The 14,541-nt window shown below is 68.3% G+C and carries 11 protein-coding genes; 7 read left to right on the forward strand and 4 right to left on the reverse strand.

The features are described from left to right. Positions 1–9: 9 nt before the first annotated feature. Positions 10–699 carry an iron-dependent transcriptional repressor DtxR gene (locus VG502_RS12190; RefSeq protein WP_325550332.1) on the reverse strand — a complete coding sequence of 230 codons (690 nt, stop codon included), beginning with the start codon at positions 697–699 and terminating at the stop codon, positions 10–12. A 660-nt stretch (positions 700–1,359) separates the two neighbouring features. Beyond that, entirely contained in the window at positions 1,360–2,040 is a 681-nt protein-coding gene (pdxH, locus tag VG502_RS12195; RefSeq protein ID WP_325550333.1) for a pyridoxamine 5'-phosphate oxidase, read from the reverse strand. A gap of 33 nt (positions 2,041–2,073) precedes the next feature. On the opposite strand from pdxH, the gene serC reads away from it, so the two are divergent. Then, positions 2,074–3,186 carry a phosphoserine transaminase gene (gene serC / locus VG502_RS12200; RefSeq protein WP_325550334.1) on the forward strand — a complete coding sequence of 371 codons (1,113 nt, stop codon included), beginning with the start codon at positions 2,074–2,076 and terminating at the stop codon, positions 3,184–3,186. 63 nt (positions 3,187–3,249) lie between these two features. After that, positions 3,250–5,817, forward strand: coding sequence for an aminopeptidase N (pepN, locus tag VG502_RS12205; protein ID WP_325550335.1), 2,568 nt, complete (start codon positions 3,250–3,252; stop codon positions 5,815–5,817). A gap of 89 nt (positions 5,818–5,906) precedes the next feature. Here pepN and VG502_RS12210 read toward each other — a convergent pair whose 3' ends face one another. Beyond that, on the reverse strand, positions 5,907–7,196 hold the full coding sequence (locus VG502_RS12210) for an MFS transporter (RefSeq protein ID WP_325550336.1): 1,290 nt from the start codon (positions 7,194–7,196) through the stop codon (positions 5,907–5,909). Continuing rightward, entirely contained in the window at positions 7,193–7,624 is a 432-nt protein-coding gene (locus tag VG502_RS12215; RefSeq protein WP_325550337.1) for a MarR family winged helix-turn-helix transcriptional regulator, read from the reverse strand. Before VG502_RS12215 ends, VG502_RS12210 begins: the two co-directional genes overlap by 4 nt. Before the next feature lie 139 nt (positions 7,625–7,763). On the opposite strand from VG502_RS12215, the gene VG502_RS12220 reads away from it, so the two are divergent. The 5 genes from VG502_RS12220 to VG502_RS12240 all read left to right on the forward strand — a co-directional run bounded on the left by VG502_RS12220 (position 7,764) and on the right by VG502_RS12240 (position 14,511). Then, a complete protein-coding gene (locus VG502_RS12220) occupies positions 7,764–8,462 on the forward strand; it encodes a response regulator transcription factor (protein WP_325550338.1) in 699 nt (232 codons plus the stop codon). 50 nt (positions 8,463–8,512) lie between these two features. Continuing rightward, the gene (locus VG502_RS12225; RefSeq protein ID WP_325550339.1) at positions 8,513–10,057 is read left to right on the forward strand and encodes a sensor histidine kinase; all 1,545 of its coding nucleotides are present in this window, start codon (positions 8,513–8,515) and stop codon (positions 10,055–10,057) included. 62 nt (positions 10,058–10,119) lie between these two features. Beyond that, positions 10,120–11,700 carry a S1C family serine protease gene (locus VG502_RS12230; RefSeq protein WP_325550340.1) on the forward strand — a complete coding sequence of 527 codons (1,581 nt, stop codon included), beginning with the start codon at positions 10,120–10,122 and terminating at the stop codon, positions 11,698–11,700. 236 nt (positions 11,701–11,936) lie between these two features. Next, positions 11,937–14,033, forward strand: a complete 2,097-nt coding sequence (locus tag VG502_RS12235) for a HelD family protein (RefSeq protein ID WP_325550341.1) — start codon at positions 11,937–11,939, stop codon at positions 14,031–14,033. A gap of 169 nt (positions 14,034–14,202) precedes the next feature. After that, complete coding sequence (locus VG502_RS12240; protein WP_325550342.1) at positions 14,203–14,511, forward strand: WXG100 family type VII secretion target; 309 nt, start codon at positions 14,203–14,205, stop codon at positions 14,509–14,511. Positions 14,512–14,541: the final 30 nt, after the last annotated feature.

Below are 14,541 nucleotides of genomic sequence, written 5' to 3' on the forward strand. Positions count from 1 at the left end.
GCGACACGCTCAGTCGGCGTCGACGAAGACGTGCATGGCCACGTCGCGTGGCAGCGACACGCCCTCATTGCCCTCCGCGCGCACCAGCACCCGGTCACCTTCGAGATGGGTCTCGACCTTCGCGCCGGGAGTGATCCCGCCGGCGGTCAGCACGGTCAGCGCTTCCTGGTCCGCCTGTGCCGGCTCACCGACACGCCGGACGACGAAGTTGGTTGGTTGATCGGTGACCACCTCGGTCATCGGTCGCACGCCGTCGCGGAACTGCAACCGGGTCTCCTCCTCGCCGAGCTCCTCGAGCCCGGGGATCGGGTTGCCGTACGGCGAGATGTGCCGCTCCTGCAGCATGCCGAGGATCTTGCGCTCGACACGTTCACTCATGACGTGCTCCCACCGGCACGCCTCGTCGTGCGCGAACTCGAGCTCGACGCCGATGACGTCCACGAGGAGCCGCTCGGCGAGCCGGTGCTTGCGCATCACCCGGGTCGCGAGCATCCGGCCGTGGTCGGTGAACTCCAGGTGCCGGTCACCGGCCAGGGTCAGCAGGCCGTCCCGCTCCATGCGGGCAACGGTCTGGGACACGGTCGGCCCGGAGTGCCCCAGGCGCTCGGCGATGCGTGCACGCAACGGCACGATCCCCTCTTCCTCGAGGTCGAAGATCGTGCGGAGGTACATCTCGGTGGTGTCGATCAGCTCGCTCACACCGTAAGCCTGCCATTAAGCGATGACAGGTGCCATCGCGGCCGCTCGCGAAAGAATTTCGGTCAATATGTTCGGGAATCCCAGCCGCTCGCGCTACGTTCTTCTACTTGGAAGGCGTGGGGCTCCTCCCCCCTGACCCACGGCTTCCCGAACCGTTCGCTTTGCGGGCGGGGTGAGCACACCGCAAGGTGCAGCTCGGACGGCTGGCGCACCTCCCCTGGGCGCCAGCCGTTCTTGCATTCACGGACCGTTCGCCGGCCTCTCGTGCGCCACGCGGCGTAAATCCGTTGCCACCGGCGCGCCGTTCGGCTTAGCGTGGAAGCACACGAGAAAGGAGGTGGTCCAAGAGTGAATTCTCAAAGGACGCGTGAGGTGGTTGCGCGCTAGCGCAACCTTCGGATTCGTCGCCGGCCACCTCCGGTGGACCGACGAAACGGACGTTCGGTAGCTACGCCAACGCAGCCACCGCGGCCCGTGGGTGCGCGATCTCGTCCATCGTGCAGACCGGCACTCGTGCCGGAGCCCACGGGCTGTCCCATGCCCGCTCGCGGGTTGATCAGGACGTGCTCGCGGGTTGACCAGGGCGTACGTGCGGGTTGAGTAGGGCGAGCTCGCGGGTTGAGTAGGGCGAGGTACGAGCCCGTATCGAAACCGCGAGCTCTACGGCTGCCGCCGCTCGATCCGCCAACTGCCGGCATCGGCCAGGTCCCCGTCGCCGGTGCGCACGTAGACCAGCCGGTCGTGCAGTCGACTGCTGCGGCCGGCCCAGAACTCCAGCTCGTCGCAGCGCACGACATACCCGCCCCAGAAGTCCGGCAGCGGCACGCCCTCGCCGCTGCCGGTGTCCGGCCACTTCCTCTCGTATGACGCAACGGCCTCCTCCAGCTGCGCGCGCGTGGCCGCGGGCTGCGATTGGTGCGACGCCCACGCGCCGATCCGCGAACCGTAGGGGCGGCTGCGGAAGTAGGCCTCGGAGCGCTCGACCGGCATCTTGTGCGCGACCCCGACGAAACGGATGGCGCGGAACATCGGCGGCCAGGTCAGCGCCGCCGCGATGTTCGGATTGATCTCCAGGTCGAGACCCTTGCGGCTGGTGTAGTTGGTGTAGAACCCCGGCCCGTCCGGGCCGAGGTAGCGCATCAGCACGGTGCGCACGTGCGGCTGTCCCGCATCGTCGACGGTCGCGACCGAGATCGCGTCCGGCTCCGGCACGTCGCCCTTGGCGGCCTGCCGGTCGACGGCGTCCTGCACCCATTGCTCGACCAGGGCCAGCGGTGCCGCCGGCAGGTCGTGCTCGTCCAGGCCCTCGCCTGCGTAGTCCCAACGCTTGATCGGCTGCATGGCTCCGACGCTACCGCTGGCAGAATCGGATCCGTGACCGACCAGCTCGTCATCCCTGAATCATTGAAACCGTCCGACGGCCGCTTCGGCTCCGGACCGAGCAAGGTGCGACCCGAGCAGCTCGACGCGTTGCTCCAGCAGGGCCGCACGGTGCTCGGCACGTCGCACCGGCAGGCCCCGGTCAAGAAGCTCGTCGCGCAGGTCCGCTCCGGCCTCGCCGAGCTCCTCGGCGCACCCGACGGCTACGAGATCGTCGTCGGCATGGGCGGCACCAACGTCTTCTGGGACGCCGCGTCCTTCGGGCTGATCAGCGAGCGCGGCGCGTTCGCGGTCTGCGGGGAGTTCAGCGCCAAGTTCGCGACGGTGGCGCGCAAGGCGCCGTTCCTCAGCGACCCACTGGTCGCCGAGGCACCGGTCGGCACCTCGGTGCAGTTGAGCCTGGCGCAGGGCGCCGACGTCTACTGCTGGGCGCACAACGAGACCTCGACCGGCGTGCTGACCCCGGTGCGCCGGGTGGCCGACTCCGGTGACGCGCTCATGCTCGTCGACGCGACCTCGGTGGCGGGCGCTGCCCCGGTCGACCTCACCGAGACGGACGTCTACTACTTCGCCCCGCAGAAGGTCTTCGCGTCCGACGGCGGCCTCTGGTTCGCCGCGATGTCCCCGGCCGCGCTCGAGCGGATCGAAACGCTGAGCGCCCAGCGCTGGACGCCCGCAACGCTGGATCTGCAGGTGTGCGTGGACAATTCGCGTCTCGAGCAGACCTACAACACCCCTGCGGTCGCGACCATCGCACTGATGGCGGCGCAGGTGGAGTGGATGCTCGCGAACGGCGGACTGTCCTGGGCCGCCGGTCGCAGCGCTGCGTCGAGCACGACGCTCTACGACTGGGCGGAGCGCACGTCATACACCTCGCCGTTCGTGAGTGCACCCGAGGACCGCTCCCCCGTGGTCGGCACCATCGACTTCGACGGCGTCGACGCCTCGGCCGTCGCAAAGACGTTGCGCGCCAACGGGATCGTCGACACCGAGCCCTACCGCAAGCTGGGCCGCAACCAGTTGCGCGTCGGCATGTACCCCGCCGTCGACCCCGACGACGTCGCCGCGCTGACCGCCTGCATCGACTACGTGGTGGAACACCTCTGACCCTCTTGCCGAGAACGAACCCCGGTCCGGGCGCGCCGTCGCCGATCGGCGACCATGATGCGTGTGACTATTGCGGACCTCAATCTGACTCGTGACGACTGCGCGCTGCGCGGCCGCCGGCTGGCTGTCGACACGCAGCGCGTCGAGCTGGACCTCAGCGATCTCGACAACGCCGACGTCGCGGCGTTCGGCTCACGGTCGACGATCCGTTTCACCAGCACGGACACGTCCACCTGGCTGGACCTGATCGCCGACGAGGTCACCGCACTCACCGTCAACGGCGCCGCCCAGCCCTTCGATTCGTATGACGGCGCACGCCTGCACCTCACCGACCTGCAGACCGGCGATACTGTCAACGAGGTCGTGGTCGAGGCACGCTGCCGCTACAGCCGGACCGGCGAGGGTCTGCACCGCTTCACCGACCCGGCGGACCAGAACACTTACGTTTACACGCATTTCGAGCCCACCGACGCCCGGCGTGCCTTCGCGTGCTTCGAGCAGCCGGACCTCAAGGCGCGCTTCTCCTTCGTCGTCACCGCACCCGCCGCAGCAGCGGTCTTCGCCAACCAGTCAGTGGTCACTGACGAGGTCGACGGCGACCGGCACACCGTCACGTTCGCACCGACGTTGCCGTTGTCGTCATACCTGACCGCGATCGCGGCCGGCCCGTTCCACTCCGTGGCCGATGTATGGCGGGCCGACCGCGCCGACGGCAGTTCCCTGGAGATCCCGCTCGGCGTCATCTGCCGCCGGTCGATGACCGAGCACCTGGACGCCGACGCGATCTTCGACGTGACCAAACGAGGCCTGACGTTCTTCGACGAGGCCTTCCAATTCCCTTACCCCTGGGGCAAATACGACGAGATCTTCCTGCCGGAGTACAACATCGGGGCGATGGAGCACCCCGGGCTGGTGACCTTCAGCGAGAACAGCTACATCTTCCGCGGCACGCCCAGCGAGGCGCAGCTGGAGTCGCGCGCCGAAGTGATCATGCACGAGATGGCGCACATGTGGTTCGGCGATCTCGCGACGCCGCGCTGGTGGGACGACACCTGGCTCAAGGAGTCCTTCGCCGACCTGATGGGCTACCTCGGCGCGACCGAGGCCGCCGGGTTCGAGGGCTCCTGGGTGACCTTCGCGCTCAACCGCAAGCAGTGGGCCTACACCCAGGATCAGCTGCCGACGACCCACCCGATCGTCGCCGACATCCCGGATCTCGAGGCCGCGCGGCTGAACTTCGACGGCATCACCTACGCCAAGGGCGCCTCGGTCCTCAAGCAGCTGATGGCGTATGCCGGACGCGACGCGTTCTTCGGTGCCGCGCAGCGCTACTTCCAGCGGCACGCCTTCGGCTCGACCACTCTCGAAGACCTCATCACCTGCCTGCAGGAGACGACCGACGCAGACCTGTCCGACTGGGTGCCGTCGTGGCTGGAGACCACCGGACCATCCACGATCGGTGTCCTGCGTGAGGGCGAGAACGTTTACGTCACACTGAATTCCGCGGATCAGTTGACCGGTGAGCGGATCGACCGCAAGCACCGCGTCGTGGTCTCGACCTTTGCGCTGGGGGCCGCCGGCCTCGAGCGCAGCGCTCGGGTGGAGGTCACGCTCGATGCACCCAAGGTCCCGGTGGAACTGCCCGCCGGCACCCGGGTCGACGCGGTCGTCGCCAACGACGATGACCTGACCTACGCTCTGCTCCGGCTCGATGACATGTCGGCCATCAAGCTCACCGGAGAGCTGTCCTCGGTGCAGCCGACGCTGACCCGGGCAGTGATCTGGTCGGCACTGTGGAACGCCGTGCGCGATGCCGAACTGCACCCGGAGCACTACCTGGTGGCCGTCGAGCGCAACGCCGCGACCGAGACCGATGCCGGCCTGCTCGGGATGGTGTTGCGTCAGGCAGCTGCAGCCATCACCGACTATCTTCCGCCCGCCGAACGCCCCTCCGCTGCCACACAACTCGTCTCCGCGATCAATGACGGCCTGCGCTCGGCCGCACCGGGTTCGGACCTGCAGCGGGCGTGGGCGCACGCTCTTGCCGGCAGTGCCGGCCTGACCCCGAGCGGCGAGGCACCGGTGCGCCATACCCTCGAAGGCGGCGTCGACGGTCACGAGCTCACCCCGTCATTGCGCTGGGACCTGCTTGCCGCGCTCGCGGAGCTGGGCGCCGTCGACGAGGCACGGCTGCAGGACGAATACGCCGCCGACCCGACGATGAGCGGGGCGACCGCCCGGGATCGTGCTCTCGCATCGCTGCCGGGCGCCGCGACCAAGGCACGGGTATGGCGCGAGCTGACCACCGACGACGCGCTGACCAACGACAAGCAGCGTGCCCTGCTCGCCGGCTTCAGCACCGGACCGGAGAGCGCGACCGCGCAGTTCGTGGCGCCCTACTTCGAGCAGGTCGGACAGTGGTGGCAGCAGCAGACGATGACCATGGCCGCTCGGCTGGCTGCCGGGTTGTTCCCCCGGACCAACATCACCCATGGCGACGCCGACAACCCGGTCGTGCGTGCTGCGCAGGAATGGCTCGACCGGCACGAGGACGCCCCGACTGCGTTGCGCCGCATCGTGATCGAGCAGTTGGACCACGTCCGGCGACGGCTGCGCGCCCAGCTCGGTTGAGGCTCAGCCGAGCAATGCGCCGAGCACGGCGACGCCGACGAGTGCGACCAGCGCGACGATGACGACGAGGCGTTGCGACCGTGGCGACATCATGCGACGCGCTCCCCGGTGAGGTCACCGGCGCCGTCTCGGTGACGCACCTCGACGTGCGGGATCGGCCGACCCTCGAGACGGAGTCGCAGGTCTTTGCTGCGCAACAGATAGCTCATGACGGCACCCACCGTAATCGCCGTCGCGATACTGCCGATCAGGATGGTCCATCGCGGCCCCCACACCGAACCGATCCAGCCGACCACCGGTGCCCCGACCGGGGTGCCGCCCATGAAGATCGCCATGTAGAGGGCCATCACCCGGCCGCGCATCACCGGCGTCACGCTGAGCTGCACGGTGGCGTTGGCGGTGTTGAGCGTGGTGATCGCGCACAGGCCGGTCGGCACCAGGAACGCGGCGAAGAGAAGGTATGACGGCGCGATCGCCGCGAGCGCCGAGAACACCGTGAAACCGGTCATCGACCAGATCACGATCCGCAGCCGCGGCCGCTGCCTACGCGCGGCCATCAGCGCCCCGGCGAGCGAGCCGATCGCCATGATCGAGCCCAGCAGTCCGTATTCGGCGGCCCCCTGGTGGAAGACCGCGGTGGCCATCAGCGCGATGGTGATCTGGAAGTTCATCCCGAAGGTCCCCAGCATGAAGACCATGAACATGATCAGCATGATGTCCGGACGGCGCTTGACGTAGGCCAGCCCCTCGCGCACCTTCCCCTTGCCGCGCACCTGCGGCGCCGGCATGAGATCGGCGGGACGCATCGCCTTGAGCGCGATCAGCACGGCGATGAAGGAGAAGGTGTTGAAGACCAGGGTCTGACCGGTCCCGAGCAGGCCGATGCACAATCCCGCGATGCCGGGTCCGACCAGCCGGGCGGCGTTGAACGACGTGGCGTTGAGGCCGACGGCATTGCTCAGCAGGTCCGACTCGACCATCTCGGACACGAAGGCCTGCCGACTCGGGTTGTCCAGCGCGGTGGCGATGCCCTGCAGGAGCGCCAGCGCGTAGACCTGCCAGAGCGTGACCACGTCGGCGAGCACGAGGGCGGCCAGCAGGCCGGCGGTGATCGCGAGTGCGCTCTGGGTGCCGAAGAGGATGCGCCGCTTGGGGAAGCGGTCGGTGATCGCACCGGCGAAGGGCGCGAGGAGGACGACAGGTGCGAACTGCAGCGCGGTGACGATCCCGAGGGCCGTCGAGTTGTTGTCGGTCAGCTGCGTCAGGACCAGCCAGTCCTGGGCGGTGCGGCCCATCCAGGTGCCGACGTTGGAGACGAGTGCACCGGCGAAGTAGACGCGGTAGTTGTAGACGGACAGGGACGCGAAGGTCCGGCTCATTTGTGGGAGACCACCTGTTCCAGGATGTCCGCGGCCCGCCGTAACACCGCGCACTCCTCCTCGGTGAGATCCGCCATACGGGAGTAGACCCACTCATCGCGCGAACGGCGTATGGCGCTCAGGGTCTTACGGCCCTCGGGTGTCAGCTGCAGGTGCACCTGGCGACCGTCGTCGGGGTCGGCATCACGTCGGACGAAACCCTGCTCGACCAGTGCGTTGACCGTGCGGGTCATCGACGGGGCGCTCACGCACTCGATCTCTGCGAGCTCACGCGGGGTGCGGATCTGCTTGTCGAGCTTGCCGAGGACCGAAACCTGGTGCGGCGGGAGGGTTTTCTGACCGACGCTGGAGAAACGGACCCGGCGACTGATGCGCATGCAGACCGAGCGGAGGTCGACGGCGAGGCGTCTGCGTTCGGCTGGGGTCACGGGTACTTAGTTTAGCTCATTAGACGAGCTAATGAAATTCCATCGGCCGCCAGGCGCTCGACCCTCGCCCAGCAGGGCCGCTGAGCGGTATCATGTGACTCTCAGACAATTCCCAGCGAAGGGGGTCACAGTGTCCGCTATGAACTCTCCGGAAGCCCGCTTGCTGGTGGTCGAAGACGAAACCAACATTCGCGAATTGCTCGCAACGAGCCTCAAATTCGCAGGTTTCGAGGTGCACACCGCGGCGACCGGCAACGACGCGATCACCATCGCCGGCCAGCACACGCTCGACCTCGCGGTGCTCGACGTGATGCTCCCGGACATGGACGGCTTCACCGTCACCCGCAAGCTGCGCGCCAACGGCATCGAGCTGCCGATCGTCTTCCTGACCGCACGTGACGCGGTCGAGGACAAGGTCAAGGGCCTGACGGTCGGTGGCGACGACTACGTCACCAAGCCGTTCAGCCTGGAGGAGGTCGTCGCACGCATCCGCGCTGTGCTCCGCCGGACCCAGGTCGAGAGCGACGCCCGCTCCACGGTGCGGGTCGCCGACCTGGAGCTGGACGAGGACTCGCACGAGGTGCGTCGCGCCGGCCACGTCATCGAGGTGTCCCCCACCGAGTTCAAGCTGCTGCGCTACCTCATGCTCAACCAGGGCCGGGTGTTGTCGAAGGCACAGATCCTGGACCACGTGTGGGACTACGACTTCCGCGGTGAGGCGGGCATCGTGGAGAGCTACATCTCCTACCTGCGCCGCAAGATCGACGTCGGCGATGCGCTGCCGCTGATCCACACCAAGCGCGGGGTCGGTTACGTCCTGCGCGCTCCGCGCGAGTGAGGGCGTCGCGCAACTCGTTGCGAGGACGCGTCGGCCACGAACTCTCCGCCATGCCGCTCCGGTTGCGCCTGACCGTCCTGGTGATGGCTCTGCTGGCCGTCGCCCTGCTGGCCAGCGGCGCGACCGTGACCACCCAGGTGCGCAGCTTCATGAGCGCCCGGCAGGACGCCGAATTGCGTGCGGCGAGCGCACATCTCGTCGACAGTGCGGTGCAGAACCGCGCGTCCGAGCAGCGTGCGTTCGCGTTCGTCCCGACCAACACCTATGCGATCGAGCTGCAGACGGTCGACGGCAAGGAACGCAGCCTGGCCACCGACCCCGGCAACTCCTCGACCGGTGGGCCATTGCCGGCGATCCCGCGGCTGACCAGCTCCGACCCACGCGTCAGGAGCGGACGCGTCTTCAGCGTCGGGTCGAAGAACGGCGGCACCACCTGGCACGTCGTGGCGGGCACCGTCCGCACCGACAAGGAGACGCTCGTCTACGCCGTCGCGGTGTCGATGGATCACACCAACGACGTGATCGAGCGCCTGGAGCTGGTGATCGTCTCCGTCGGCCTGATCGCGCTGCTCGCCTGTGCCGCGCTCGGCTGGTACGCCGTACGCCGAGCCCTGCGCCCACTGCGCAAGATCGAGGACACCGCGCGCAGCATCGCCCGCGGCGACCTGACCCAACGCGTGCCCGTGCCCGGAGCGCAGGACGAGGTCGGCAGCCTCAGCAAGTCCCTCAACATCATGCTCGCCCGCATCGAGGACTCCTTCGCCGTACGCCGCGCATCCGAGGACCGCATGCGACAGTTCGTCGCCGACGCATCGCACGAGTTGCGCACTCCGCTGGCCACCGTTCGCGGGTATGCCGAGCTCTTCCGCCAGGGCGCGGTCTCCGAGCCCGAGGACGTGCGCTCCGCGATGCGGCGCATCGAGGACGAGGCGACCCGGATGGCCACGATGGTCGACGACCTCCTGCTGCTCACCCGGCTCGAGCGGCGCCACCAGGACGACAGCGTCACGGAGCGCCCCCTCACACCGGTCGACCTCACGGTGCTCGCTGCGGACACCGTCCAGGACGCGACTGCCATCGACCACGAGCGCGAGGTCCGACTGCACGGGCTGGGCGGCCCGGTCCGCCCGACGGTCGTGCTCGGGGACGATGCCGCGCTGCGGCAGGTGCTGAGCAATCTGATGGCGAACGCGATCCGCTACACGCCGGCCGGGACACCGATCGAGATCGCGGTCGGCACGATCGGCGACACCGCACAGGTCCGGGTGATCGACCACGGGCCGGGTGTCCCCGCGAAGTTGCGAGATCGCATCTTCGAGCGCTTCTACCGCGCCGATGCGTCCCGCAACAGCGAGCACGGAGGAAGCGGGCTCGGGCTGGCGATCGTGACCGCTCTCGTCGCCGCACACAAGGGCACGGTCGAGGTCAACGACACCCCCGGTGGTGGCGCCACCTTCGTCGCGAAAATACCCTCTCTCGAAACAGACACGCCAACGGAGACCGTCAACGAGAGCACCGCGCCGCCGGTCACGGAGGAGCCACAGGAGGCCCACAGGTTCGACGAAGCGCCGAAACAGACGGACGGCGTTGAATAGGAACCAGTGAAGGGCCAGCCACCACCCTCGGCGGCGCATCGACCACAAGGGGTTTGAGAGAGATGTCGTTTGACCAGCATCCTGCTGATGACAGCCGGGGCAACGACGCACCAGGTGATGACACGACCGGTCGCATCTACACGTCCGGCGACCACACCGCGCACCTGCCGGCGCATCCGCAGCCACAGGCGGCGTACGGCGAACCCCAGCAGCAACCGCACCCGCAGCACAACCCGTATGCCGCACCGGCCGGCGCCGGCCGGCCTGCGTTCGGCGGCGGCCACGCGCCGGGCCAGCAGCCCCCGCAGGCCCCACATCAGCAGGGCCAGCAGCCGTATGGCGGGGGTCCGGCGCACGGCGCCTACGCGGCACCGACATACACCAACGGCGGCCAGCAGGGTGGCGGCCAGCAGGGTGGTTTCCCCAATGGCCCCTACAACCCCGCCGGCGGGTCCGGCAATGGTTCCGGAACCGGTGGTACCAAGCGCAGCAAGCGCTGGGCCGCCGTCCCGGTCGCCGCAGTCCTGGCGGCCGCACTCGCCAGCGGCGGCACCTGGGCGCTGACCAAGGATGACAACGGGTCCTCGACCGCCAGCGGCGGGAGCACCACCGTGCTGAAGGCCAACCCGGCGGACTTCGGCGATGCGGGCATGGTCAACTGGTCGGCGACGGCGAGCAAGGTCTCGCCCAGTGTCGTGGCGATCACGGTGCGGGCCGGTGGCCAGGGCGACCAGGGCTCCGGGGTCATCCTCGACAAGGACGGCAACATCGTCACCAACAACCACGTGGTGACCGGCGCCGGCAGCAAGCCGACGGTGACCGTCACGCTGAACAACAACCGCACCTACAAGGCCAAGGTCGTCGGCACCGACTCCAGCACCGATCTGGCCGTCGTGAAGCTGGAGAATCCACCGGACGACCTCAAGCCCATCACGCTCGGCGACGACAGCAAGCTCGTGGTCGGACAGCCGGTCATGGCCGTCGGCAACCCACTCGGCCTCGCCGGCACGGTCACCACCGGCATCGTGAGCGCCCTCAACCGTCCGGTCACCACCCAGCAGGAGAGCCAGGGCGGCAGCGAGAACCCGTTCGGCTCGCAGCCGCAACAGCAGGAGAACAACAGCTCGACGACGAACGCGATCCAGACCAGCGCCGCGATCAACCCGGGCAACTCCGGCGGCGCGCTGGTCAGCGGCTCCGGGAAGCTGGTCGGGATCAACTCCTCGATCGCGACTCTCGGGCAATCGTCAGCTTCGTCCCAGGCGGGGAACATCGGGATCGGGTTTGCTATCCCTGTGTCCGTCGTCAAGAACATCACCTCGCAGCTGATCGACACCGGCAAGGTGAAGCACCCGCAGATCGGTGTCCAGGTCAACAGCAACCCGGACACGGTCAAGCTCGGCGACGCAACCGTGCAGGCGGCGAAGATCTCCAAGGTCAACTCCGGCTCCCCGGCTGACAAGGCCGGACTGAAGGCCGGTGACGACGTCATCAAGTTCAACGGACGCCAGGTTTCATCCTCCGACGCGCTGATCGGTTATGTCCGAGCGCACAACGTCGGAGACAAGGTCACGCTGACCATCGTCCGCGATGGGAAGCAGCAAGACGTCTCGGTCACGCTGGGCGAAGCATCGTCCAGTTAGACCGTGGCGAGGGACCCCGGGCACTCTCCCTTCCTCCGTTGCCCGGTAGGTCCTGACGGGGTGGATCCGGCTTGTGACGGGGCCGGATCACGCGAAGTCCCCCTCGGCTCACGCCGAGGGGGACTTTTGTCTTGTCGACCGCTGAGGCGGCCTATTTCAGTGGTCGTGGGTAGGGCTGAGCGGATAAGCTCGCTCGTCCCCCACAACTCGACTGCCGGAAGAGGCGCCCATTTCGCATGCCTGACCACAGTCCCGCAACGACAGACCTCGACTCCGAACGCACCTACCTCGCAGCTGCCCGCGCTGACCTGGCCCGGATGCGCGAGCGCGCCGAAGCCCTCGACCCGAACCGTGCCAGCGACGGCGACTCGGCATACGAACTCGCGGTGACCCTGGCGCGCCGCGTCGCGTCCCTGCAGGACGACCCGCACACCACGCTCTTCTTCGGGCGCCTGGACTTCGAGACGCTCTCATTGGGAGGTCGGGGTCCCCGCGAAGTATCGGAGGAGCGCAGCGGGGGAGAACTTCGTGGGGTGGCCTACATCGGTCGGCGGCACGTGAGCAACAACGACGGCGACCCGGTCGTGCTCGACTGGCGGGCGCCCGTGTCGACGGCGTTCTACCGGGCATCCCGCACCGAGCCGATGGGCGTGGTGCGCCGCCGGCGGTTCGGCATCGACAAGGGTCAGATCTCCGCCATCGAGGACGAAAACCTCCTGACACCAGAGGAATCGGACGGGACAAGTGAGATCCTCGCAGCCGAGATCGAGCGGCCCCGCACCGGGCCGATGCGCGACATCGTGGCCACCATCCAGCCCGAGCAGGACCTGATCGTCCGCTCCGGCATCGAGACCTCGGTGTGTGTGCAGGGGGCACCGGGCACCGGCAAGACAGCCGTCGGCCTGCACCGTGCAGCGTGGCTGCTCTACACCCACCGCGACCGGCTCGACCGATCCGGCGTGCTGGTGGTCGGACCCAACGGCGCCTTCCTCGACCACATCAGCGCGGTGCTGCCCGCGCTCGGCGAGGTGCGCGTCGAGCACTCCACGGCGGCCGACCTCGTCGCGCACGCACGCGTGCGATCGGTGGACAGCACCGAAACAGCTGTCCTCAAAGGCGATTCGCGTATGGCGGAAGTCCTCCGCCGCGCGCTGTGGTCCCGGGTCAACACGCCGACGGAGGCCCTCGTCGTCCCGCGGGGCTCGCGGAAGTGGCGGATCCCGGCATACGAGGTGCAGGAGATCGTCGACGAACTGACAACCCGCGGCGTGCGGTTCAACGCCGCGCGCGACATGCTGCCGAGGCGGCTCGCGCATGCCGTGCTGCTGCGCATGGAACGGGCGGGCGACTCCCCCGACGACAAGGTCCAGGAATCGGTCGCGCGCTGCGCACCGATGAAGAAGTACTCCGCGTCGGTGTGGCCGGCCGTCGACCCGACGCAGGTGCTCTTCGATCTGTGGTCCGACGCCGAACGCCTCGGAGCCGCCGCGGACGGCGTGCTGGATGCGGGCGAACAACGAATCCTGCTGTGGGACAAGCCTGCTCGCAGCAAGGGGTCCGCCAAGTGGTCGGTCGCGGATCTCACCTTGCTGGACGAGTTGCATGATCTGCTCGGGCGCACACCGAGCCTCGGGCACGTCGTGCTGGACGAGGCGCAGGACCTCTCCCCCATGCAGCTGCGCGCGGTGGGGCGTCGCTGCTCCACCGGCTCGGTGACCGTGCTCGGCGACATCGCGCAGGGCACGACGCCGTGGGCGACGGACAGCTGGGAGACCGCCATGCGGCATCTCGGAAAGTCGGAGCATCACCTGGAGGTGCTCGATCGTGGCTTCCGCGTGCCCGCCTCGGTGATCGACTTCGCGGCCCGCCTCCTGCCGAGCATGGCTCCGGGACTCGGCTCACCGGTCAGTGTGCGTGAGAACCCGGGCGAGTTGCTGCTGACCCCGACGAGCGCCGCGGAGCGGCCGGCTGCCGTCGTCGACGCGGTCCGGGCTGCGCTGCAGGACATCGGCTCCGTCGGGGTGATCGTGCCGGACGACGTCGTTGCCGACGTGTCGAAATCGTTGCAGGACAACACCATCGAGCACGGACAGCTCGACGCCGGCTCCGGTGACGACGCCGACCACCGGGTTCAGTTGGTCCCTGCGACCGTGGCGAAGGGTCTGGAGTTCGACCATGTCGTCGTCCTCGAGCCCAGCGACATCGCCGATGCGGAACCGGACACCCGGACCGGTCTGCGCCGGCTCTATGTGGTGCTCACCCGTGCCGTGACATCGCTGCGCGTCATACATTCCCGGCCGCTGCCGGCAGAGCTCACCAACCCTGCCGAATGACGGCTTCTTCGCCGAGTGACGGTCTGATCGGACCGTCACTCGCCGAGAGAGCCGTCACTCGCCGGGGCCCTCGCCCCCCCTGTGGATAACTTCTGCGGGCGAATGGGCGGTTTGCCTACCGTCGTCCCATCGCGTCCGCACCAGGTGGACGACTTCTTGGGAGGCAGACATGCACACACCGACCGACGGCTACAGCGTCAACGCCGCACAGCTCGGCCAGCACAGTCTCGACATCGGCCAGATCGGCCAGGAGATCGACACGCTGATGCAAGTGATGAAGGGCAAGCTGGCCACGCTGCAGGCCAGCTGGACCGGCCAGGGCGCCAACCAGTACGCCGCGCTGAACCACGAGTGGACCAAGGCCCAGTCACGGGTCCGCACGGCGCTCGCCGACATCGGCAACACCGTCGGTTCCGCCGGCACCGCCTATGCCCAGGTCGAGACCGACGTGGTCAAGGCCTTCAGTACACAGGCGTGATGGTCGCGGCCTTCGACTGAAACGTCCCCG

The organism is Flexivirga sp., from assembly GCF_035551235.1.
Lineage (GTDB): Bacteria > Actinomycetota > Actinomycetes > Actinomycetales > Dermatophilaceae > Flexivirga.

Excerpts from the sequence above, each read along its gene's own strand:
- pdxH (WP_325550333.1), bottom strand. The coding sequence starts at position 2,040 with ATGCAGCCGATCAAGCGTTGGGACTACGCAGGCGAGGGCCTGGACGAG.
- VG502_RS12210 (WP_325550336.1), bottom strand. The coding sequence starts at position 7,196 with ATGAGCCGGACCTTCGCGTCCCTGTCCGTCTACAACTACCGCGTCTAC.
- VG502_RS12220 (WP_325550338.1), top strand. The coding sequence starts at position 7,764 with ATGAACTCTCCGGAAGCCCGCTTGCTGGTGGTCGAAGACGAAACCAAC.
- VG502_RS12225 (WP_325550339.1), top strand. The coding sequence starts at position 8,513 with ATGCCGCTCCGGTTGCGCCTGACCGTCCTGGTGATGGCTCTGCTGGCC.
- VG502_RS12230 (WP_325550340.1), top strand. The coding sequence starts at position 10,120 with ATGTCGTTTGACCAGCATCCTGCTGATGACAGCCGGGGCAACGACGCA.
- VG502_RS12235 (WP_325550341.1), top strand. The coding sequence starts at position 11,937 with ATGCCTGACCACAGTCCCGCAACGACAGACCTCGACTCCGAACGCACC.
- VG502_RS12240 (WP_325550342.1), top strand. The coding sequence starts at position 14,203 with ATGCACACACCGACCGACGGCTACAGCGTCAACGCCGCACAGCTCGGC.